This is a genomic window from Streptomyces sp. NPDC055966 (assembly GCF_042269865.1).
In the GTDB taxonomy this organism is placed as follows: domain Bacteria; phylum Actinomycetota; class Actinomycetes; order Streptomycetales; family Streptomycetaceae; genus Streptomyces.
Genome location: NZ_JBHJYK010000028.1, coordinates 1 through 19,373 on the forward strand (window position 1 = coordinate 1; position 19,373 = coordinate 19,373).

Annotated in this window: 18 protein-coding genes; 16 read left to right on the forward strand and 2 right to left on the reverse strand. The window is 72.9% G+C overall.

Annotated features, from left to right (window positions below):
• Positions 1 to 309 (forward strand): methionine adenosyltransferase domain-containing protein (locus ACFC8N_RS41135; protein ID WP_376294568.1); only part of this gene is annotated, 309 nt, incomplete at its 5' end.
• A gap of 141 nt (positions 310 to 450) precedes the next feature.
• On the forward strand, positions 451 to 2,616 hold the full coding sequence (locus tag ACFC8N_RS41140) for a primosomal protein N' (protein WP_356032694.1): 2,166 nt from the start codon (positions 451 to 453) through the stop codon (positions 2,614 to 2,616).
• A gap of 92 nt (positions 2,617 to 2,708) precedes the next feature.
• Here ACFC8N_RS41140 and ACFC8N_RS41145 read toward each other — a convergent pair whose 3' ends face one another.
• Entirely contained in the window at positions 2,709 to 3,254 is a 546-nt protein-coding gene (locus ACFC8N_RS41145; RefSeq protein WP_356032696.1) for a hypothetical protein, read from the reverse strand.
• Between the two features lie 312 nt (positions 3,255 to 3,566).
• Here ACFC8N_RS41145 and fmt point away from each other — a divergent pair, with 312 nt between their 5' ends.
• The 9 genes from fmt to ACFC8N_RS41190 all read left to right on the forward strand — a co-directional run bounded on the left by fmt (position 3,567) and on the right by ACFC8N_RS41190 (position 12,802).
• Positions 3,567 to 4,499, forward strand: a complete 933-nt coding sequence (gene fmt / locus ACFC8N_RS41150) for a methionyl-tRNA formyltransferase (protein ID WP_356032699.1) — start codon at positions 3,567 to 3,569, stop codon at positions 4,497 to 4,499.
• 141 nt (positions 4,500 to 4,640) lie between these two features.
• On the forward strand, positions 4,641 to 6,068 hold the full coding sequence (locus ACFC8N_RS41155; RefSeq protein WP_376294572.1) for an RsmB/NOP family class I SAM-dependent RNA methyltransferase: 1,428 nt from the start codon (positions 4,641 to 4,643) through the stop codon (positions 6,066 to 6,068).
• Between the two features lie 110 nt (positions 6,069 to 6,178).
• Entirely contained in the window at positions 6,179 to 6,862 is a 684-nt protein-coding gene (gene rpe / locus ACFC8N_RS41160) for a ribulose-phosphate 3-epimerase (protein WP_376294575.1), read from the forward strand.
• A 90-nt stretch (positions 6,863 to 6,952) separates the two neighbouring features.
• Positions 6,953 to 7,996, forward strand: a complete 1,044-nt coding sequence (locus ACFC8N_RS41165; protein ID WP_356032707.1) for a sugar-binding domain-containing protein — start codon at positions 6,953 to 6,955, stop codon at positions 7,994 to 7,996.
• 101 nt (positions 7,997 to 8,097) lie between these two features.
• Positions 8,098 to 8,586, forward strand: coding sequence for a ribonuclease domain-containing protein (locus ACFC8N_RS41170; protein WP_376294578.1), 489 nt, complete (start codon positions 8,098 to 8,100; stop codon positions 8,584 to 8,586).
• Complete coding sequence (locus ACFC8N_RS41175) at positions 8,583 to 8,912, forward strand: barstar family protein (protein ID WP_356032713.1); 330 nt, start codon at positions 8,583 to 8,585, stop codon at positions 8,910 to 8,912. The genes ACFC8N_RS41170 and ACFC8N_RS41175 overlap by 4 nt, the downstream gene beginning before the upstream one ends.
• Positions 8,913 to 9,044: 132 nt before the next feature.
• Positions 9,045 to 10,487 carry a GuaB1 family IMP dehydrogenase-related protein gene (locus ACFC8N_RS41180; protein ID WP_356032715.1) on the forward strand — a complete coding sequence of 481 codons (1,443 nt, stop codon included), beginning with the start codon at positions 9,045 to 9,047 and terminating at the stop codon, positions 10,485 to 10,487.
• A 347-nt stretch (positions 10,488 to 10,834) separates the two neighbouring features.
• Entirely contained in the window at positions 10,835 to 12,322 is a 1,488-nt protein-coding gene (locus tag ACFC8N_RS41185) for an amino acid permease (RefSeq protein WP_356032717.1), read from the forward strand.
• A gap of 27 nt (positions 12,323 to 12,349) precedes the next feature.
• Positions 12,350 to 12,802: an Lrp/AsnC family transcriptional regulator gene (locus ACFC8N_RS41190; RefSeq protein WP_067129751.1), complete on the forward strand. Its 453-nt coding sequence runs from the start codon at positions 12,350 to 12,352 to the stop codon at positions 12,800 to 12,802.
• Between the two features lie 123 nt (positions 12,803 to 12,925).
• Here the strand turns inward: ACFC8N_RS41190 and ACFC8N_RS41195 are convergent, their stop codons facing one another.
• The gene (locus ACFC8N_RS41195; protein ID WP_356032720.1) at positions 12,926 to 13,666 is read right to left on the reverse strand and encodes a GntR family transcriptional regulator; all 741 of its coding nucleotides are present in this window, start codon (positions 13,664 to 13,666) and stop codon (positions 12,926 to 12,928) included.
• Positions 13,667 to 13,871: 205 nt separating this feature from the next.
• Between ACFC8N_RS41195 and ACFC8N_RS41200 the strand changes: the two genes are divergently transcribed.
• From ACFC8N_RS41200 to ACFC8N_RS41220, 5 genes are read left to right on the forward strand one after another with little or no spacing between them, the layout of a single operon-like run.
• On the forward strand, positions 13,872 to 15,032 hold the full coding sequence (locus ACFC8N_RS41200) for an extracellular solute-binding protein (RefSeq protein ID WP_356032723.1): 1,161 nt from the start codon (positions 13,872 to 13,874) through the stop codon (positions 15,030 to 15,032).
• Positions 15,029 to 15,910 carry an ABC transporter permease subunit gene (locus ACFC8N_RS41205; RefSeq protein ID WP_356032726.1) on the forward strand — a complete coding sequence of 294 codons (882 nt, stop codon included), beginning with the start codon at positions 15,029 to 15,031 and terminating at the stop codon, positions 15,908 to 15,910. Before ACFC8N_RS41200 ends, ACFC8N_RS41205 begins: the two co-directional genes overlap by 4 nt.
• Positions 15,895 to 16,716 (forward strand): ABC transporter permease subunit, encoded by an 822-nt coding sequence (locus ACFC8N_RS41210; RefSeq protein WP_356032728.1) that lies wholly within the window; start codon positions 15,895 to 15,897, stop codon positions 16,714 to 16,716. The genes ACFC8N_RS41205 and ACFC8N_RS41210 overlap by 16 nt, the downstream gene beginning before the upstream one ends.
• A gap of 8 nt (positions 16,717 to 16,724) precedes the next feature.
• Positions 16,725 to 17,807, forward strand: a complete 1,083-nt coding sequence (locus ACFC8N_RS41215) for an ABC transporter ATP-binding protein (RefSeq protein WP_376294586.1) — start codon at positions 16,725 to 16,727, stop codon at positions 17,805 to 17,807.
• A gap of 14 nt (positions 17,808 to 17,821) precedes the next feature.
• Positions 17,822 to 19,288 (forward strand): HAD-IA family hydrolase, encoded by a 1,467-nt coding sequence (locus ACFC8N_RS41220; RefSeq protein WP_376294589.1) that lies wholly within the window; start codon positions 17,822 to 17,824, stop codon positions 19,286 to 19,288.
• Positions 19,289 to 19,373: the final 85 nt, after the last annotated feature.

The window sequence follows — 19,373 nt, forward strand, 5'->3', positions numbered from 1 at the left end:
AAGAACGTGGTGGCGGCCGGGCTGGCCTCCCGCTGCGAGGTGCAGGTCGCGTACGCGATCGGCAAGGCCGAGCCCGTCGGTCTGTTCGTCGAGACGTTCGGCACCCACAAGGTCGAGACCGAGAAGATCGAGAAGGCCATCGACGCCGTCTTCGACCTGCGTCCGGCCGCGATCATCCGCGACCTCGACCTGCTCCGCCCGATCTACTCCCAGACGGCGGCCTACGGCCACTTCGGCCGGGAGCTGCCCGACTTCACCTGGGAGCGCACCGACCGCGTGGACGCCCTGCGCAAGGCCGTCGGTCTCTGAGACGAGCGGCGACACGGCTGACACCGGCTCCCGGGACCACCGTTCGGTGATCCCGGGAGCCGACGCCGTCATGCGGTACATGGATGTGAACGGCAGGCCGCGGGCGGGCCGTTGTCAGTGGCGTTTGGTAAGAATGCAAGCGTGAGCAGCGAGAACGAGCAGGGGGGCGGGGACGCCGAAGGGGCGCCGCCGGAGCAGCTCGCGCTCATCCGGGAGAGCGTGCGCAAGGCGAGGACACCACGCGCCAAGCCGCGCACCTGGCGGGGCGCCGCGCTCGCCAAGGAGCTGCCCGTCGCCCGGGTCCTGGTCGACAAGGGCGTGCTGCACCTCGACCGGTACTTCGACTACGCCGTCCCCGAGGAGCTGGACGCGCAGGCGCAGCCCGGGGTGCGGGTGCGCGTGCGGTTCGGGGCCGGCCGGCACCGGGTGCGCGAAGGGCGCCGCGAGGGCGGCGGCCTCATCGACGGCTTTCTGATCGAGCGCCGCGCCGAGTCCGACTACTCCGGGCCGCTGGCCGCACTGGCCCAGGTCGTGTCCCCGGAGCCCGTGCTGAGCGAGGAGCTGCTCGGCCTCGCCCGGGCCGTCGCCGACCGCTACGCGGGCAGCCTCGCCGATGTGCTCCAGCTGGCCGTGCCGCCGCGCAGCGCCCGTGCCGAACAGCGGCCGTCACCGGACCCGCTGCCGCCGCCGAACCCCCCGACCGCCGGATCCTGGGGGCGGTACGAGCACGGGGGCGCCTTCCTGGAGGCCCTCGCCTCCGGCGCGGCGCCCCGGGCCGTGTGGAACGCGCTGCCGGGTCCGCTGTGGAGCGAGGAGCTGGCCCGGGCCGTCGCCGCCACGCTCGCCTCGGAGCGCGGCGCCCTCGTCGTCGTACCGGACGGGCGGGCCGCGGCCCGGGTCGACGCCGCGCTCACCGCGCTCCTCGGCCCGGGCCGGCACGCGCTGCTGACCGCCGACGCGGGACCCGAGAAGCGGTACGCGCAGTGGCTCGCCGTGCGGCGCGGATCCGTACGGGCCGTCGTGGGGACACGGGCGGCCATGTTCGCGCCCGTGCGCGACCTGGGCCTCGTCGCGGTCTGGGACGACGGCGACGACAGCCTGAGCGAGCAGCACGCCCCGCAGCCGCACGCGCGCGATGTGCTGCTGCTGCGCGCCGCGCTGGACAAGTGCGCCTTCCTGCTGGGCGGATTCGGCTGCACCGTGGAGGCCGCCCAGCTCGTGGAGAGCGGCTGGGCCCGGCCGCTGGTCGCCGGCCGTGAGCAGGTACGGCGGACCGCGCCCGTGGTCCGGACGGTCGGCGACGACGACCTCGCCCGCGACGAGGCCGCCCGCGCCGCCCGGCTGCCGACCCTGGCCTGGCAGGCGGCGCGCGAAGGACTGCGGCACGGGCCGGTGCTGGTGCAGGTGCCCCGGCGTGGCTACGCCCCCCGCATGGCCTGCGACCGGTGCCGGGCGCCCGCGCGGTGCCGGCACTGCGCCGGACCGCTCCAGGGCCAGGACGCGGGAGTGCTGCGGTGCGGCTGGTGCGGGCGTGAGGAGAGCGCGTGGCACTGCCCGGAGTGCGGCGGCTTCCGGCTGCGCGCCCAGGTGGTGGGGGCGCGCCGGACGGCCGAGGAACTGGGGCGCGCCTTTCCCGCCGTACCGGTGCGGACCTCGGGACGGGAGCAGGTGCTGGACACCGTGCCGGGCACGCCCGCGCTGGTGGTGAGCACCCCGGGCGCCGAACCCGTCGCCGAGGGCGGCTACGCGGCGGCCCTGCTGCTGGACGGCTGGGCCATGCTCGTCCGCCCCGACCTGCGGGCCGGCGAGGACGCGCTGCGCCGGTGGATCGCGGCGAGCGCGCTGGTCCGGCCGCAGGGCGAGGGGGGCACGGTGGTCGTGGTGGCCGAGCCGACCTTGCGGCCGGTGCAGGCGCTGGTGCGCTGGGACCCCGTCGGGCACGCGGTGCGGGAACTGGCCGAGCGGGCGGAGCTGGGCTTCCCGCCGGTGTCCCGGATGGCGGCTGTCACAGGAGCGCCGGCGGCCGTCGCCGGCTTCCTGGCGTCGGCCGAACTGCCGCCGGACGCCGAGGTGTTGGGGCCGGTTCCGGTGCCGCCCACGCCGCCCGGTCGGCCTCGCAGGCCCGGCGCCCCGCCGCCCGGCGAGCACTGGGAGCGGGCACTTGTGCGGGTGCCGCCGGGGAGCGGGGCGGCGCTGGCCGCCGCGCTGAAGGCCGCTCAGGCCGCGCGGATGGCGCGGGGCAGCGGGCACGCCGGCGGGGCCGCGGAGGCCGTGCGGGTGCGGATCGATCCGCCGGACATCGGGTGACGTGCGCTCCCCGGGAGACATGTGAGTGCCCTCCCGGACGTGGTGCCGGGAGGGCCGGGCGGCGCGGGCCGGGGCGCGTCGGCGCGTCGGCGTCAGCCGTTGCGCGGCCCGGGGAACGCCGTCGGGCGGGCGTCGTCGCGCAGGGCGGGGCTGCCCGCGGTCGGCTGGGTGGGCATGGAGCGGGCCGCGGGGACCGTGGGCACCGTCGGCAGGCCCGTGTTCACGCCGAGCGTGCGCGCGGCGGACGGCTCCGGCGTCCGTTCGGTCTCGGCGGTGGCCGCCTGGGCCGCGGCGCGGCGGGCGCCGTAACGGCGGTGCACCGCCTGCTTGGTGACTCCGAGCGCCGAGCCGACCGCGTCCCACGAGAAGCCGAGTGAGCGGTCGAAGTCCACGGCGGCCGTGACCAGGGTCTCGACGCTGTCGCGGAGTTCCTGGGCCAGGCGGACCGTCGGGGCGGGGGCACGTCCGTAGACGACGAAGCCCGTGGACGGGCCGGAGCGGCGCGGGCGGTAGACGTTGCCCAGCTGGGCGGTGAGCGTGCGCAGCGCGTCCACCTGTCGGCGGACCCGCTCGATGTCCCGCACCAGCAAGTGCAGGCTGGCCCGGGCCTGGGCGTCGTGGGTTGCGTGGTCGGCCATGAACAAGCCTCTCGAACCGGCGTTGAAAGGAATTGGGCCGCGAAAGCGGCCCGTTGTGGTCAACTCTTTCTTGACCAACGCGTGTGCGCGCCGCTGGTCACGGGGTGGGGGCGTACGGGCATATGCGTACGCCGGTCGGGCGGGCGCCCGCGCCCGGCAGCGGTGCGGGACCCCTGCCGCGCCCGCGCACCGCCCGTGTCTCCCGGCCGCGACGCCGACCTGTGCGGCTTCGGCCGTCGGCGGCCTTTCCCCGGTGGTCATAGACTGGTGCGCTGCCCGTCCAACCCCCGCCAGAGAGGCCCGATCCCGCCCATGAAGCTCGTCTTCGCCGGTACCCCCGAGGTCGCCGTTCCCGCTCTGGACGCCCTGATCGCCGCCGGGCGGCACGAGGTCGCCGCCGTCGTCACGCGGCCCGACGCGCCGGCCGGGCGCGGGCGCAGGCTGGTCGCGTCGCCCGTGGCCGAGCGGGCGCAGGAGGCAGGGATCGAGGTGCTCAAGCCCCTCAAGCCGCGCGACCCGGAGTTCCTGGAGCGGCTCACGCAGATCGCCCCGGACTGCTGCCCGGTCGTCGCCTACGGCGCCCTGCTGCCCCGGGTCGCCCTCGACATCCCGACGCACGGCTGGGTCAACCTGCACTTCTCGCTGCTGCCCGCCTGGCGCGGGGCCGCGCCGGTGCAGCACTCCATCATGGCGGGCGACGAGATCACCGGCGCCTCCACCTTCCTCATCGAGGAGGGCCTCGACTCCGGGCCCGTCTACGGCACCGTCACCGAGGAGGTCCGGGCCACCGACACCAGCGGCGACCTGCTCACGCGGCTGGCCTTCGCCGGCGCCGGGCTGCTCGCCGCGACCATGGACGGCATCGAGGACGGCACCCTGAAGGCCGTACCGCAGCCGGCCGACGGCGTCACCGTCGCGCCGAAGATCACCGTCGAGGACGCCCAGGTGGACTGGACCGCCCCCGCGCTGCGCGTCGACCGGGTCGTGCGCGGCTGCACCCCGGCGCCCGGCGCCTGGACCACCTTCCGGGGCGAGCGGCTGAAGCTCATCCAGGTCACGCCCGTGCCGGAGCGGACCGACCTCGCGCCGGGGCGGATGGCGGTCGGCAAGAACAGCGTGCACGTCGGCACGGGTTCGTACGCCGTCGAGCTGCTCTGGGTGCAGGCCCAGGGCAAGAAGCCGATGCGGGCGGCCGACTGGGCCCGCGGGGTGCGCATCACCGAGGACGAGACCCTCGGGGGCTGAGCGCCCCGCCGGAGGTGCCGCAATGCGCCGTCGGTCGTCTGCGGGTCCGCCGCGGCCGGTCTACCCGCGCGGCGGAGGTGACGGTGCGCGGACGTAGGCTGGAGACCGCACCTCCTTCCTCGTATCCGGAGCACCTTTTTCGTGAGTGAGCAGTCCCGGCGGCCCCATAGGCCCGCCAAGCCCTATCGCCGTCCGCAGAAGGACCCCGTCCGCATCCTGGCCTTCGAGGCGCTGCGCGCGGTCGACGAGCGGGACGCGTACGCCAACCTCGTGCTGCCGCCGCTGCTGCGCAAGGCGCGCGAGAAGGAGGGGCCGGAGAAGTTCGACGCACGGGACGCGGCCCTCGCCACCGAGCTGGTGTACGGCACGCTGCGCCGGCAGGGGACGTACGACGCCGTCATCGCCGCCTGTGTCGACCGGCCGCTGCGCGAGGTCGATCCGCCGGTGCTCGACGTGCTCAGCCTCGGTGTGCACCAGCTGCTCGGGACCCGGATCCCGGCCCACGCCGCCGTGTCCGCCTCCGTGGAGCTGGCCCGCGTGGTGCTCGGCGACGGACGCGCCAAGTTCGTCAACGCCGTGCTGCGCAAGGTGACCCAGCACGACCTCGACGGCTGGCTGGAGAAGATCGCGCCGCCCTACGACGAGGACCCCGAGGACCACCTCGCCGTCGTGCACTCGCACCCCCGCTGGGTCGTCTCGGCGCTCTGGGATTCGCTCGGCGGCGGGCGCGCCGGGATCGAGGACCTGCTGGAGGCCGACAACGAGCGGCCCGAGGTGACCCTCGTCGCGCGGCCGGGGCGGGCCACCGCCGACGAACTGCTGCGCGAGGAGGCCGCCGTGCCCGGGCGCTGGTCGCCGTACGCCGTGCGGCTCGCCGAGGGCGGTGAGCCGGGCGCGGTGGAGGCCGTCCGCGAAGGCCGGGCCGGGGTGCAGGACGAGGGCAGCCAGCTGGTGGCCCTGGCGCTCGCCAACGCGCCCGTCGAGGGATCCGACGCCCGGTGGCTCGACGGCTGCGCCGGCCCCGGCGGCAAGGCCGCGCTGCTCGCCGCCCTCGCCGCCGAGCGCGGCGCCACGCTGCTCGCCTCCGAGAAGCAGCCGCACCGGGCCGGACTGGTCGCCAAGGCGCTGGCCGGCAACCCCGGGCCGTACCAGGTCATCGCCGCCGACGGCACCCGGCCGCCGTGGCGGTCCGGGAGCTTCGACCGCGTGCTGATGGACGTGCCGTGCACCGGGCTCGGCGCGCTGCGCAGGCGGCCGGAGGCCCGCTGGCGCCGGCGCCCCGAGGACCTGGAGAACTTCGCGCCGCTCCAGCGCGCCCTGCTGCGCACCGCGCTCGACTCGGTGCGTGTCGGCGGCGTCGTCGGGTACGCCACCTGCTCGCCGCACCTCGCCGAGACCCGGGCGGTCGTCTCCGACGTGCTCAAGCAGCACCCGCAGACCGAGCTGATCGACGCGCGCCCGCTGCTGCCCGGCGTACCGGCGCTCGGCGAGGGGCCGGATCTCCAGCTGTGGCCGCATCTGCACGGCACCGACGCGATGTACCTGGCGCTCATCCGTCGTACCGGCTGAGGTCACGCGTTCACCGGGAGTCATCCACAGGCGGCCGCGTCAGTATGATGAACGGCCCCGCCTGTGGACGGACGCGAACATCAGTGCTCCGGACATGGCAGTCTTGGGGCATGGCCCAGATCAACCCCAGCATCCTGTCCGCCGACTTCGCCCGCCTCGCGGAGGAGGCCAAGGCGGTCCAAGGCGCCGACTGGCTCCATGTCGACGTCATGGACAACCACTTCGTCCCGAACCTCACGCTCGGCGTGCCGGTCGTGGAGTCCCTGGCGCGTGCGACGGACACCCCGCTGGACTGCCATCTGATGATCGAGGACCCCGACCGCTGGGCTCCCCAGTACGTCGAGGCGGGCGCCTCCTCGGTCACCTTCCACGTGGAGGCGGCCGCCGCTCCCGTGCGGCTCGCCCGGGAGATCCGCGCCAAGGGCGCCCGTGCCTCCATGGCGCTCAAGCCGGCGACGCCGATCGAGCCGTTCGAGGATCTGCTGCCCGAGCTCGACATGCTGCTGATCATGACGGTCGAGCCCGGCTTCGGCGGCCAGGCCTTCCTCGACATCATGCTGCCGAAGATCCGCCGCACCCGGGAGCTGATCGCCAAGCACGGCCTCCAGATGTGGCTCCAGGTGGACGGCGGTGTCTCCGCCTCGACGATCGAGCAGTGCGCGGAGGCGGGCGCGGACGTCTTCGTGGCCGGCTCGGCGGTCTACGGCGCGGCGGACCCGGCGGAGGCGGTGCGTGCCCTGCGCGCCCAGGCGGACGCGGTCACCGCCCGGTCGTCCTGGGCATGCGACCACTGAGCCACAGATACATGAACGGTTAAGTGAACGGCGCCCATCAGGGCAGATCAGTCGCCCCGAATCTGCAAGGATGAACGGCGAATCCAGAGTGTGAACAGCAGTGAGGAGATCGCCGTGTCGGGTATGTCGGCGGGCCGGTCAGCCATGCGGATGGGACCCGCTGAGCTGGTCCAGGCGGCGGCCATGGCCCGCCGCTTCTACCTTGAGGGGAAGTCCAAGATCCAGATCGCCGAGGAGTTCGGCGTCAGCCGCTTCAAGGTGGCCCGGGTCCTGGAGACGGCCCTCGAACGGGATCTCGTCCGCATCGAGATCCGCGTGCCGGCCGAGCTGGACGCCGAGCGCTCCGACGCGCTCCGCGCCCGGTACGGCCTGAGGCACGCCGTCGTGGTCGAGTCCCCGGCCGAGGCCGAGGAGACCCCCGACCCGGAGAACCTCGGCGAGGTCGCCGCCGACCTGCTCGGCGAACTCGTCGACGAGGGGGACGTGCTGGGGCTGGCCTGGGGCCGGTCCACCATCCACATGGCGGCGGCGCTCGACCGGCTGCCGCCGTGCACGGTGGTGCAGCTGACGGGGGTGTACGACGCCGGGACCGCCGAGCGCGGATCGGTGGAGGCGGTGCGCCGCGCCGCGCAGGTGTCCGGCGGGGACGCGCACCCCATCTACGCGCCGATGCTGCTGCCGGACGCGGCCACCGCGGCGGCGCTGCGCCACCAGACCGGGATCGCCCGGGCCTTCGAGTACTTCGACAAGGTCACGGTCGCCTGCGTCTCCATCGGCTCCTGGGAGCCGGGCATCTCGACGGTGCACGACATGCTCAGCGACGAGGAGCGGGCGCACTACGCCTCGCTCGGTGTCGCCGCCGAGATGTCCGCGCACCTCTTCGACGCCGAGGGGCGCCGGATCGGGCGGGACCTGGGGGAGCGGTGCATCACGGTCAAGACCGACCAGCTGCGCCGTATCCCGGAGGTCGTGGCGATCGCGGGCGGGCAGCGCAAGGCTCCCGCGATCGACGCGGTGCTGCGCTCCGGGCTGGTCACCAGCCTGGTCACGGACACCTCGGCCGCGGACTACCTGATGACGGCGGGACCGACCCCGAAGCCGGCCCTGAGCCGCGCGGACCCCGACGGTTCCTGACCGGCCCCTGCCCCGGGCCCGGCAGATCCGGCCCACTGGCCGACTCCGGTCGCCGGGCGCGGAGTTCGTGGCGGTGGGACGGCCGTGGCAGCATCATCCGCATGTTGCTGCGGTTCGTCCCCCCACCGTCCCGACGACGGGCGGTGCCCCGCCTGTTCGCGGGGCTGCTCGTCGTCCTCGCCGTCCTGCTGACCGGCTGCTCGTCGCACCACGCGAGCACCGGCACCGGCAGGAGCTCCGGTATCGGCAAGAGTGCAGGCCCTGCCTCGCACGCCCCTGCCGCCCCCTCGGCCACGCCCGGCTGGGCCAAGGGCATGGCCACCGTCCAGGCATCCGCGCTGCCCGCCGAGGCCCGGCAGACCCTCGCCCTCATCGACAAGGGCGGCCCCTATCCCTACGCCCGGGACGGCATCGTCTTCGGGAACGTCGAGCGGCACCTGCCGGGGCACCAGCGCGGCTACTACCACGAGTACACCGTCAAGACGCCCGGCTCGCGCGACCGCGGCGCCCGGCGCATCATCACCGGCAAGGCCGGGGAGATCTACTACACCGATGATCACTACAACTCGTTCCGGGCGGTGCTGAGATGAGCGAAGACCTGGCAGGGCGGCTCGTCGTCACCCTGGACCTCGACGGAGTCACCGACAAGGCCGGTCTGATGGACCGCGCCGCCCGGGCCCTGGCACTGCCCGACTGGTTCGGCCGGAACTGGGACGCGCTGGCGGACTCCCTGTCCGACCACACCGTGTGGCCCGAGGGGGCCGTCGAGCAGGGGCTGCTGATCGTCGTACGCGGCTGGCAGCCGTACGCCGAGGCGCGGCCGAAGGAGTGGCGGATCGCGCAGGACGTGTTCACCGAAGCGGTGGACCGGACTCCCTCGCTCACCGTCGCCCTCGCTGTTGGAGGATCCTCCTAGCTGATCCGCGGCGGGCCTGGATGTTCTGTGGGGGCATGACCCGGCCTCCGACATGGGACAATGAAGTACGTGCTCTTTCCCCCCGGCACACCTGTCGGGGGGTCACCTCTGATCGACTGGGATGTGCGGCACGTGCGTTTCCTCAATGACATCCAGCCCCCGTACGACCTGACGTACGACGACGTGTTCATGGTGCCGAGCCGCTCCGCGGTCGGTTCGCGTCAGGGCGTGGACCTCAGCTCGCCGGACGGCACGGGCACCACCATCCCGCTCGTCGTCGCCAACATGACCGCCATCGCCGGCCGCCGTATGGCCGAGACCATGGCCCGCCGCGGCGGCCTGGTGGTCATCCCGCAGGACATCCCGATCGACGTCGTCACCGACGTCGTCTCCTGGGTCAAGAGCCGCCACCTGGTGCTCGACACCCCGATCGTGCTTGCCCCCCACCAGACCGTCGCCGACGCGCTCGCGCTGCTGCCCAAGCGCGCCCACAACGCCGGTGTCGTCGTGGACGAGAACCAGCGTCCGGTCGGCGTCGTCACCGACGAGGACCTGACCGGCGTCGACCGCTTCACACAGCTCGAAGTGGTCATGTCCAAGGACCTGCTCCTCCTCGACGCGGACATCGACCCGCGCGAGGCCTTCAACACCCTCGACCAGCACAACCGGCGCTACGCCCCGGCCGTCGACAAGGACGGCAAGCTGGCCGGCATCCTCACCCGCAAGGGCGCCCTGCGCGCCACGCTGTACACGCCGGCCGTGGACGCGAACGGCAAGCTGCGCATCGCCGCCGCCGTCGGCATCAACGGCGACGTCGCGGGCAAGGCCAAGCAGCTGCTCGACGCGGGCGTGGACACGCTCGTCATCGACACCGCGCACGGCCACCAGGAGTCGATGATCAGCGCGATCAAGCTGGTGCGCGCGCTCGACCCGCAGGTGCCGATCGCCGCGGGCAACATCGTCTCCGCCGAGGGCGTCAAGGATCTCGTCGACGCCGGCGCGGACATCATCAAGGTCGGTGTGGGCCCCGGCGCCATGTGCACCACCCGCATGATGACCGGCGTGGGCCGGCCGCAGTTCTCCGCGGTTCTGGAGTGCGCCGCCGAGGCGAAGAAGTACGGCAAGCACGTGTGGGCCGACGGCGGTGTCCGCCACCCGCGCGACGTCGCCATGGCCCTCGCGGCCGGTGCGTCCAACGTGATGGTCGGCTCCTGGTTCGCGGGCACCTACGAGTCCCCGGGCGACCTCCAGCACGACGCCAACGGACGCGCCTACAAGGAGTCCTTCGGCATGGCGTCCGCGCGTGCGGTGGCCAACCGCACGTCGGAGGAGTCGTCCTACGACCGCGCCCGCAAGGCGCTGTTCGAGGAGGGCATCTCCACCTCCCGCATGTTCCTCGACCCGACCCGCCCGGGCGTCGAGGACCTGATCGACTCGATCATCGCGGGCGTCCGCTCGTCGTGCACCTACGCCGGCGCGGGCTCCCTGGAGGAGTTCGCCGAGAAGGCCATCGTCGGCATCCAGAGCGCCGCCGGTTACGCCGAGGGCAAGCCGCTGCACGCCAGCTGGAGCTGACCCTCAAGTCCATCGGGTCCCTCAAGTCCCTTCCGCACGGCCCCCGTTGATCCCGCCCCCGGGATCGACGGGGGCCGTCGGCGTGTTCAGGACTTCGCAGAGCGGACCGGTGGGGCCGCCGCGCAACGCTCGTCGCTCCGGGTGCAACGAATTGGCGTTCTGGGCGGATGAACGCAATGATCATCCGGGGACGCGCAAGGTTGCTGCATTACGCCCGTGAAGGCCGCCCCCGTAGGGTGCTGCGCTGTACGTGGCGTGGCGGGGACCCCGCTCGGTGGGTTCCTGCCCTGGCAGGGCTGCACCGGGTCCCCGTCCCGCAGTGACCGGCAGCGATAAGGAGCCAGCGCGTGCTCGACCAAGGCGCACCCCCGCACGACCGCCCAGCGACCGCCCCCGCGTCCCCGGGCGTCGCCGCGCGCCTCATGCGGCGCAAGCCTGTGGAACGCCTGGTCGCGGAGGGCGGCCAGGGTGAGGGAGGGCAGCTTCGGCGCTCCCTCGGGCTGTGGCAGCTGACCATGATCAGCATCGGTGCCACGCTCGGCACCGGCATCTTCGTCGTCCTCGGCGAGGCCGTCCCCAAGGCGGGTCCGGCCGTCACCCTCTCCTTCGTGATCGCCGGTCTCACCGCGCTGTTCTCGGCCCTGTCCTACGCCGAGCTGGCGGGCACCATCCCGGTCTCCGGTTCCTCGTACTCGTACGCATACGCAACCATGGGCGAACTGGTCGCCTGGGTCTGCGGCTGGTGTCTGCTGCTGGAGTACGGCGTCTCGGTGGCCGCCGTGGCCGTCGGCTGGGGCCAGTACCTGAACGAGCTGCTGGACGGCACCATAGGCGTCACCATCCCGGACGCCCTGTCGGCGCCGCCCGGCCAGGGCGGCATCTTCAACCTGCCCGCCCTGATCGTCGTCCTGCTCGGCATGGTGTTCCTGCTCGGCGGCGCCAAGGAGTCCGCGCGCGCCAACACCGTCATGGTGAGCGTGAAGATCGCCGCGCTGATCCTCTTCTGCGCCATCGGCTTCATGGGCTTCAAGTCCGGCAACTACGCCAACTTCATGCCGCTCGGCATGGCCGGAGTCAGCGCGGCCGGTGCCACGCTGTTCTTCTCGTACATCGGCTTCGACGCCGCCTCCACCGCCGGTGAGGAGGCGAAGGACGCACAGCGCGACCTGCCGCGCGCGATCATGCTGTCGCTGGTCATCGTGACCGCGCTGTACGTCCTCGTCGCGGCCGTCGCCGTGGGTGCCTGGCCCTGGAAGAAGTTCAAGGACTCCGAGGCCGCGCTCGCGCAGATCATGACCGACGTCACCGGGCAGAGCTTCTGGGGCACGCTGCTCGCGTTCTGCGCGGTCATCGCCATCGCCAGCGTCGTGCTGACCGTGCTCTATGGCCAGACCCGCATCCTGTTCGCGATGTCCCGCGACGGCCTGGTGCCCAAGATCTTCTCCAGGGTCCACCCGAAGACCGGCGCGCCGCGCGCCAACACGATCATCGTGTCCGTGTTCTGCGGTCTCCTGGCCGCCGCGATCCCGCTGGGCCAGCTGGCGGACGCCACCAGCATCGGCACGCTGTTCGCCTTCGCGTTGGTCAACATCGCCGTCGTGGTGCTGCGCCGGACCCGCCCGGCCATGCACCGCACGTTCCGCGTGCCGCTGTCGCCGGTGCTGCCCGCGCTGGGCTTCCTCTTCTGCATCTGGATGATGGGCAGCCTCTCCGAGGTCACCTGGATCGTGTTCGGTGTCTGGATGGCCGTCGGGCTCGTGTTCTACTTCGTATACGGCTATCGCCGTTCCCGTCTCGCGACGGCAACGGATCTCGCGGTGGCGGCAGAGAAGTGATCGAACCGAAGAAGTGAACCACCCCCTGTGCTGAACGATCTCGACGAACGCATCGTGCACGCCCTCGCCGAGGACGCCCGCCGTTCCTACGCGGACATCGGGCAACTGGTCGGACTGTCCGCCCCGGCCGTCAAGCGGCGCGTGGACCGGCTGCGCGCGACCGGAGCCATCACCGGGTTCACCGTCCGGGTGGACCCGGCGGCGCTCGGCTGGGAGACCGAGGGCTACATCGAGATCCACTGCCGGCGCAACACCTCGCCGGAGACCATTCAGCGGGGGCTGGAGCGGTACCAGGAGGTCGTGGCCGCGTCGACCGTCACCGGCGACGCGGACGCGATCGCCCAGGTCTTCGCGTCCGACATGCGTCACTTCGAGCGGGTGCTGGAGCGCATCGCCGGGGAGCCGTTCGTCGAGCGGACCAAGTCGGTGCTGGTGCTGTCGCCGTTGCTGCGACGCTTCTCCTCCGGGGCGCCGGGGTAGGGGGCAGTCCCCGAACCCCCGCTTCAGGGGGTTCGACTACAACCCCCCCCAAGGGGCGCGGGGAACTGCGCGAGAAACCACGACGGACCCGCACCCGGCAACGGCGAATAGCCCCGCCGAGCTCTATTCCGCCGTCTTCCGCGCCAGCGCATTGTTGCCGATCGAGTTCCGCACGCTGAAGCTCACCGCGTCCGAGCGGTACCGGTCGTCCGACCACTCCACCGGCCGCCCCTCGCGGGTCGTGGTCACGCGCCGCACCCGCAGCAGCGGACTCGTCCGGCGCACCCCGAGCAGCTCGGCGTCCTGCGCGCCGCAGGCGACCGCGTCGATGATGTGCTCGCCGTACGCGAAGACGAGGCCCGTCTCGTCGTACAGGCGCTGGGTGACGGACGGGCAGTCCGGTTCGATGGACTCGACCGCGGGGGAGATCCAGTCGGCGTACACGGTGCGTTCCAGGAGCACCGGCTCGCCGTCCAGGCCGCGGACCCGCAGGACGTGCAACACCTGTGTGCCGACGGGGAGTTGGAGGCGTACCGCGTCCTCCTGGGTCGCCGGGCGGTACTGCTGGGCGACCACCCGGCCGGTGGCCTCGCGGCCCATCGCGCGGGCCCACTGGGCGAAGCTGCGCAGTTCCTCGAAGCTCTGGCTGCGGCGGCTGGCCAGGACCACCCGGCGGGCGCCCTGGCGGGAGCCGATCAGGCCCTCGGACGTCAGGGTCGCGACGGCCTGGCGGACCGTGCCGCGCGAGACGCCGTAGTGCGCGGCCAGCTCCGACTCCGAGGGCAGCCGGCTGCCGACCGTGTACTCCTCGCGGTCGATGGCCCGCCGCAGCTCGTCGGCGATCTCCTCGTGGCGCGCGGTCATGCTTCCCCTCTGCTTAGGTCGCTGTGCACAGCGTGACCAGCCTAATCGACGTTTCTGGGTGATCCGTGTCAACTGTAAGTGTGCAGGGAAACTCGGGTTTGTGTTCGGCTGGTGTTTACGGAACGGTCATCAGGGGCGGGCGTACTGGGGCCGACTTGTTCAGACAAGTTCTCCCACCCTCGCCATGTGTCCCCCTGGAGAGACCGTGACCGTGTCCCTGCCGAGAAACGCCGTCCTCGGCGGTTCCCTCGCCGTCGTCGCCGCGCTCGCCCTGAGCGCCTGCGGTGCCGCCCCCGACAACGCGTCGACCACCACCAAGGACGGCAAGAACGCCGCCACCGCCACCTCCGCCGCCGCCTTCGGCGGCATGGACGCCCTCGTCAAGGCGGCCAAGAAGGAGGGCACGCTGCACATCATCGCGGTGCCCCGCGACTGGGCCAACTACGGCGCGATCATCGACGGCTTCCAGAAGAAGTACGGCATCAAGATCGAGGACGAGAGCCCCGACGGCACCAGCCAGGACGAGATCAACGCCGTCACCTCCCGCAAGGGCCAGGACCGCGCCCCCGACGTGCTCGACCTGGGCTCGTCGTTCGCGCTGAGCGCCGCCCAGCAGGGGCTGCTCGCGCCGTACAAGGTGACCTCCTACGCCGACCTCCCCGAGGCCCAGAAGGACCCGCAGGCCCGCTGGTACAACGACTACGGCGGCTACATCTCCATCGGCTGCGACGACAAGCGCGTCAAGGACTGCCCGACCAGCTTCAAGGACCTGCTCAAGCCGGAGTACAAGGGCCAGGTCGCCCTCAACGGCAACCCCACCAAGTCCGGCTCCGCCTTCGGCGGCGTCTACGCGGCCGCCCTCGCGAACGGCGGCTCGTTCGACAACATCCAGCCCGGCCTGGACTTCTTCGCCAAGCTCAAGCAGAACGGCAACTACACGCCCGTCGAGTCCACCCCGGCCACCGTCGAGAAGGGCGAGACGCCCATCTCCATCGACTGGGACTACCTCAACGCCGGGTACGCCGACGAGTTCAGGTCCAAGGGCCTGGACTGGAAGGTGAACATCCCCACCGACGGCCAGTACGCCCAGTACTACTCCCAGGCCATCAACAAGGACGCCCCGCACCCGGCGGCCGCCCGCCTGTGGCAGGAGTACCTCTACAGCGCCGAGGGCCAGAACCTGTGGCTCAAGGGCTACGCCCGCCCGGCCCTGATGGCCGCCCTGGAGAAGGCCGGCACGCTGGACAAGACGGCCGCCGCCAAGCTGCCCAAGGTCAGCGGCACGCCCTCCTTCCCGACCGAGACCCAGCAGAGCAAGGCCAAGACGGTCATCGCTCAGGGCTGGGGGAAGGCCGTCTCCGGATGACCGCCGCTCTCACGCGTGCGGACGTGGCGCCCGTCGCTTCGGCGAAGCGGCGGCGCCGCGCCCCCGGCTGGCTCGCCGTCGTACCGCTGCTGGTCTTCGCGGCCGTCGCCTTCGGCCTGCCCGCCTTCGCCATCCTCGACGGCGCCTTCACCGTCGAGGGGCACTACGGGACGAAGAACCTGACCGACTCGCTCCAGGGGCCGTACCTCACCTCCCTGCTCGGCAGCGTCAAGCTGTCCGCCCTCGCCGCCGCGCTCGGCGCGCTGCTCGGGCTGCCGCTCGCCCAGGCCGTGGTCGGCTCCCGCTCCCGCTGGCTGCGCGAGGCCGTGCTGACCGCCTCCGGCGTGCTCGCCAACTTCGGCGGCGTCCCGCTGGCCTTCGCCTTCGTCGCCACCCTCGGCAACGCGGGCGTCCTGACCGTGCACCTCGGCCTGAAGGACAGCGGCTGGAACCTCTACAGCTTCTGGGGTCTGGTCCTCGTCTACCTGTACTTCCTCATCCCGCTCATGGTCCTCACCATCACCCCCGCGCTGGACGGCCTGCGCACCCAGTGGCGGGAGGCCGCGCTGAACAACGGCGCCACCGGCGTGCAGTACTGGCGCCATGTCGCCCTGCCCGTCCTCGCGCCCTCGCTGCTCGGCGGACTCGTGCTGCTCTTCGGCAGCGCCTTCGCCGCCTACGCCACCGCCGCCGCCATGGTCGGCAGCGCGGTCCCGCTGGTCACCCTCCAGATCGCCGACGCGCTGTCGGGCAACGTGCTGGTCGGCCAGGAGAACATCGCGCTCGCCCTCAGCCTCGACATGGTCCTGGTGGCCGGCCTGGTGATGGCCGTGTACCTGCCCCTGCAACGCCGGAGCGCCCGATGGCTCGACGCCTGACCCCCTGGCGCTGGGCCGTCCTCGGCCTCGCCGCCCTGTACTTCCTGGTGCCGCTCGGCGCGTCCGTCGTCTTCACCGTCGACGAGCCCGGCCGGGGCGTCTCCTTCGACGCCTACACCAAGATCCTGTCCACCGACGGCTTCGTCTCCAGCCTGCTGCTCTCGCTGGAGCTGGCCCTGGCCACCATCGCGGCCGTCCTGCTGCTGATGGTGCCCGCCATGGTCGCCCTGCGGCTCGGCGCGCCCCGGCTGCGGCCGGTGGTGGAGATCGTCTGCTCGCTGCCGCTGGTGGTGCCGCCGATCGCGTTCGTGGCGGGCATCGTCAGCGTGCTGAAGTGGGGCCCCGACCATCTGTCGCGCACCCCGCTGTTCGAGACGTTCGTCGCGATCCAGAACCCGAGCTTCCCGGTCGTGCTCGTCCTCGCCTACGTCGTCATGGCGCTGCCCTTCGTGTACCGGGCGCTGGACGCGGGCCTGCGCGCCATCGACGTACGCACCCTGGTCGAGGCCGCCCGCAGCTGCGGCGCCTCCTGGCCGCAGGCGCTGGTCCGGGCCGTGCTGCCCAACATCCGCGGCGCGCTCCTCAACGCGGGCTTCCTCACGCTGGCCCTGGTGCTCGGCGAGTTCACCGTCGCCCAGCTGCTCGGCTACCAGCCCTTCGCCGTGTGGATCTACAACGTCGGCGGCTCGCAGGCCCAGATGTCCGTCGCCGTCTCCGTGCTCAGCCTGCTCGTCACCTGGGCCCTGCTCCTCGCGCTCGCCGGCGTTGGCGGCGGACGCAACCGAACCGCGAACTCCCGGGGATGACACCGACCATGACCGCCACCACCCTTGAGAAGGCCACGGCCGAGAAAGCCGCGACCGTCGAATTCCGTTCCCTGCGGCGGGAGTTCGGGGCCACCGTCGCCCTCGACGGACTCGACCTCACCGTCCGCCCGGGGGAGTTCCTCGCCCTCCTCGGCCCCTCCGGCTGCGGCAAGACCACCGCACTGCGCATGCTCGCCGGGTTCGAACACCCCGACTCCGGCGCGGTGCTGGTGGACGGCGAGGACGTCACCCACGTCCCGGCGCACCGCCGCGACGCCGGGATGGTCTTCCAGTCGTACAGCCTCTTCCCGCACCTGAACGCCGTCGACAACGTCGCCTTCGGACTGCGCATGCGCGGCGTCCGCACGGGCGAACGGCGCTCCCGCGCCGCCGAGTTGCTGGACCTGGTCGGCCTCGGCGACAAGGGCGAGCGCTATCCGCACCAGCTCTCCGGCGGCCAGCAGCAGCGCATCGCGCTGGCCCGCGCCCTCGCGCTGCGCCCGCGCGTGCTGCTCCTGGACGAGCCGCTGTCCGCGCTCGACGCCAAGGTGCGGCTCACCCTGCGCGAGGAGATCCGCCGGCTCCAGCAGGAACTCGGCATCACCACCCTGTTCGTGACGCACGATCAGGAGGAGGCCCTGTCCGTCGCCGACCGGGTCGCCGTGATGCGCGCCGGGCGCCTCGAACAGTGCGCCGAGCCCGCCGAGTTGTACGGCCGTCCCGCCACCGCCTTCGTCGCCGAATTCGTCGGCACGATGAGCCGGATCCCGGGCGAGCTGGCCGACGGCACCGTCCAGGTGCTCGGGCAGCGGCTGCCCGCCGACGGCGACGGCGACGTGCCGGACGGTCCGGTCGACGTGCTGGTGCGCCCCGAGGCCGTCCACGTCTCGGCCGACGAGCAGGGCGCCGCCCGCGTCGTCGCCACCGCCTTCCTCGGCGCGGTCGTCCGGGTCACTGTACGGCTCGCCGACGGCACCGAGGCCAAGGCCGACCTGCCCGCCCACGAGGCCGCCGGACTCGGCGCCGGGGCCGCCGTCACCGTGTCGCTGCCCGAGCGGGCCGTGCTGGTGGCCGAACGTATCCAGAAGTGAGGAATGACCCGAACGTGACCCCCCACACCCCCCAACTCCCCCCGCAGGCAGTCCTGTTCGACATGGACGGCACGCTCGTCGACACCGAGCGGCTGTGGTGGGAGGCGGTCGAGCAGGTCGCCGGACGGCCGCTGACCGAGGCCGACCAGCCCGAGGTCCTCGGCCGGCCCGTCGAGCACACCGCCGAGTGGCTCGGCGCGGCCACCGGCCGGTCCGCCCGGGACCTCGCCGCCGACCTGCACCGCGAGTTCGCCGACCGCGTCCGCACCGGCATCGTGCCCCGCCCCGGCGCCCTTGACCTGCTGGCCGCGCTGGCCGCCGCCGGCGTCCCCACCGCCCTGGTCACCGCGTCCCCGCGCGCGGTCGCCGACGTCGTCCTCGACGCGCTGGGCGCCGGGTGGTTCGCGGCCTCCGTCACCGCCGACGACACACCCCGCACCAAGCCCGCCCCGGACCCGTATCTGGCCGCCTGCCGTGCGCTGGGCGTCGAGCCCACCGCCTGTGTGGCCGTCGAGGACACCGAGACCGGGGTCGCCTCCGCCGAGGCCGCCGGCTGCGCCGTACTCGCCGTGCCGTCGCTCGCCCCGATCGGTGCGGCACCCGGCCGGACCGTGCGGGAGAGCCTGGCGGGGGTCACGGTCGAGGAGCTGGGGCGGATGGTGACGCCCGAACTGCGCGTGATGAGCTGGAACCTGTGGCTCGGCGGCATCATGGTCGACGACCACCGGGCCAAGCAGCTCAAGGTCATCCTGGAGAGCGGCGCCGACGTCGTCGGGCTCCAGGAGACCGGCGGCACGGCCGCCCAGGAGCTGGCCGAGGCGCTCGGCTGGCACCACCACCGGGCCGGCGAGAACCTCGGCGTCCTCAGCCGCCACCCGATCACCGCCCGCCTCGGCGACCCCGACGTCGGCTTCTACGGCGCGGCCGGCGTCCGCATCGCCGTCGCGCCCGGCCGCGAGGTCGACGTGTGGACCGCGCATCTGCACTACACGCCGTACGGGCCCTACGAGTCCGCCTTCGACGGGCTGCCGGCGGCCGAGCTGATCGCCCACGAGGGGGTCCGGCTCTCACAGATGCGGGACACCCTGCGCCGGATCGCCGAGTCGTGCGCCGACGGCGTCCCGGTCGTCCTCGTCGGCGACTTCAACTGCCCCTCGCACCTGGACCGGACGGACGTGGTCTGGCCGGTCACGAAGGCGGCCGAGGAGGCGGGCTTCGCCGACTCCTACCGCGAGGCCCACCCGCACCCCGCCGCCGCGCCCGGGCACACCTGGTCGCCGATCCACACCGTGCACGAGGACGGCAGCGGGCGGCCCGAGCCGCAGGACCGGATCGACTACGTCCTGCACCGGGGCCTGACCGTACGGGACGCGCGCACCCTCGTCACCGGCAGCCCGCGTCCCTGGCCGGACGTGGCGGACAACGACTGGCCCTCGGACCACGCGGCGGTCGTCACGACCTTTGCCCCGGCCCCGAGGTGACTCGGGGTTACCGCAGGTCACCATTGCGGCACGGAGATCGATCCCGTAGGGTCTGCCGCGCTCTCTACTGACTGGTAACACCGGC

What these genes read in the sequence shown, in the direction of transcription:
- ACFC8N_RS41210 (WP_356032728.1), top strand. Translation starts at nt 15,895, where the DNA reads ATGGCTCGACGCCTGACCCCCTGGCGCTGGGCCGTCCTCGGCCTCGCC.
- ACFC8N_RS41195 (WP_356032720.1), bottom strand. Translation starts at nt 13,666, where the DNA reads ATGACCGCGCGCCACGAGGAGATCGCCGACGAGCTGCGGCGGGCCATC.
- ACFC8N_RS41215 (WP_376294586.1), top strand. Translation starts at nt 16,725, where the DNA reads ATGACCGCCACCACCCTTGAGAAGGCCACGGCCGAGAAAGCCGCGACC.
- fmt (WP_356032699.1), top strand. Translation starts at nt 3,567, where the DNA reads ATGAAGCTCGTCTTCGCCGGTACCCCCGAGGTCGCCGTTCCCGCTCTG.
- ACFC8N_RS41175 (WP_356032713.1), top strand. Translation starts at nt 8,583, where the DNA reads ATGAGCGAAGACCTGGCAGGGCGGCTCGTCGTCACCCTGGACCTCGAC.
- ACFC8N_RS41170 (WP_376294578.1), top strand. Translation starts at nt 8,098, where the DNA reads ATGTTGCTGCGGTTCGTCCCCCCACCGTCCCGACGACGGGCGGTGCCC.
- rpe (WP_376294575.1), top strand. Translation starts at nt 6,179, where the DNA reads ATGGCCCAGATCAACCCCAGCATCCTGTCCGCCGACTTCGCCCGCCTC.
- ACFC8N_RS41205 (WP_356032726.1), top strand. Translation starts at nt 15,029, where the DNA reads ATGACCGCCGCTCTCACGCGTGCGGACGTGGCGCCCGTCGCTTCGGCG.
- ACFC8N_RS41145 (WP_356032696.1), bottom strand. Translation starts at nt 3,254, where the DNA reads ATGGCCGACCACGCAACCCACGACGCCCAGGCCCGGGCCAGCCTGCAC.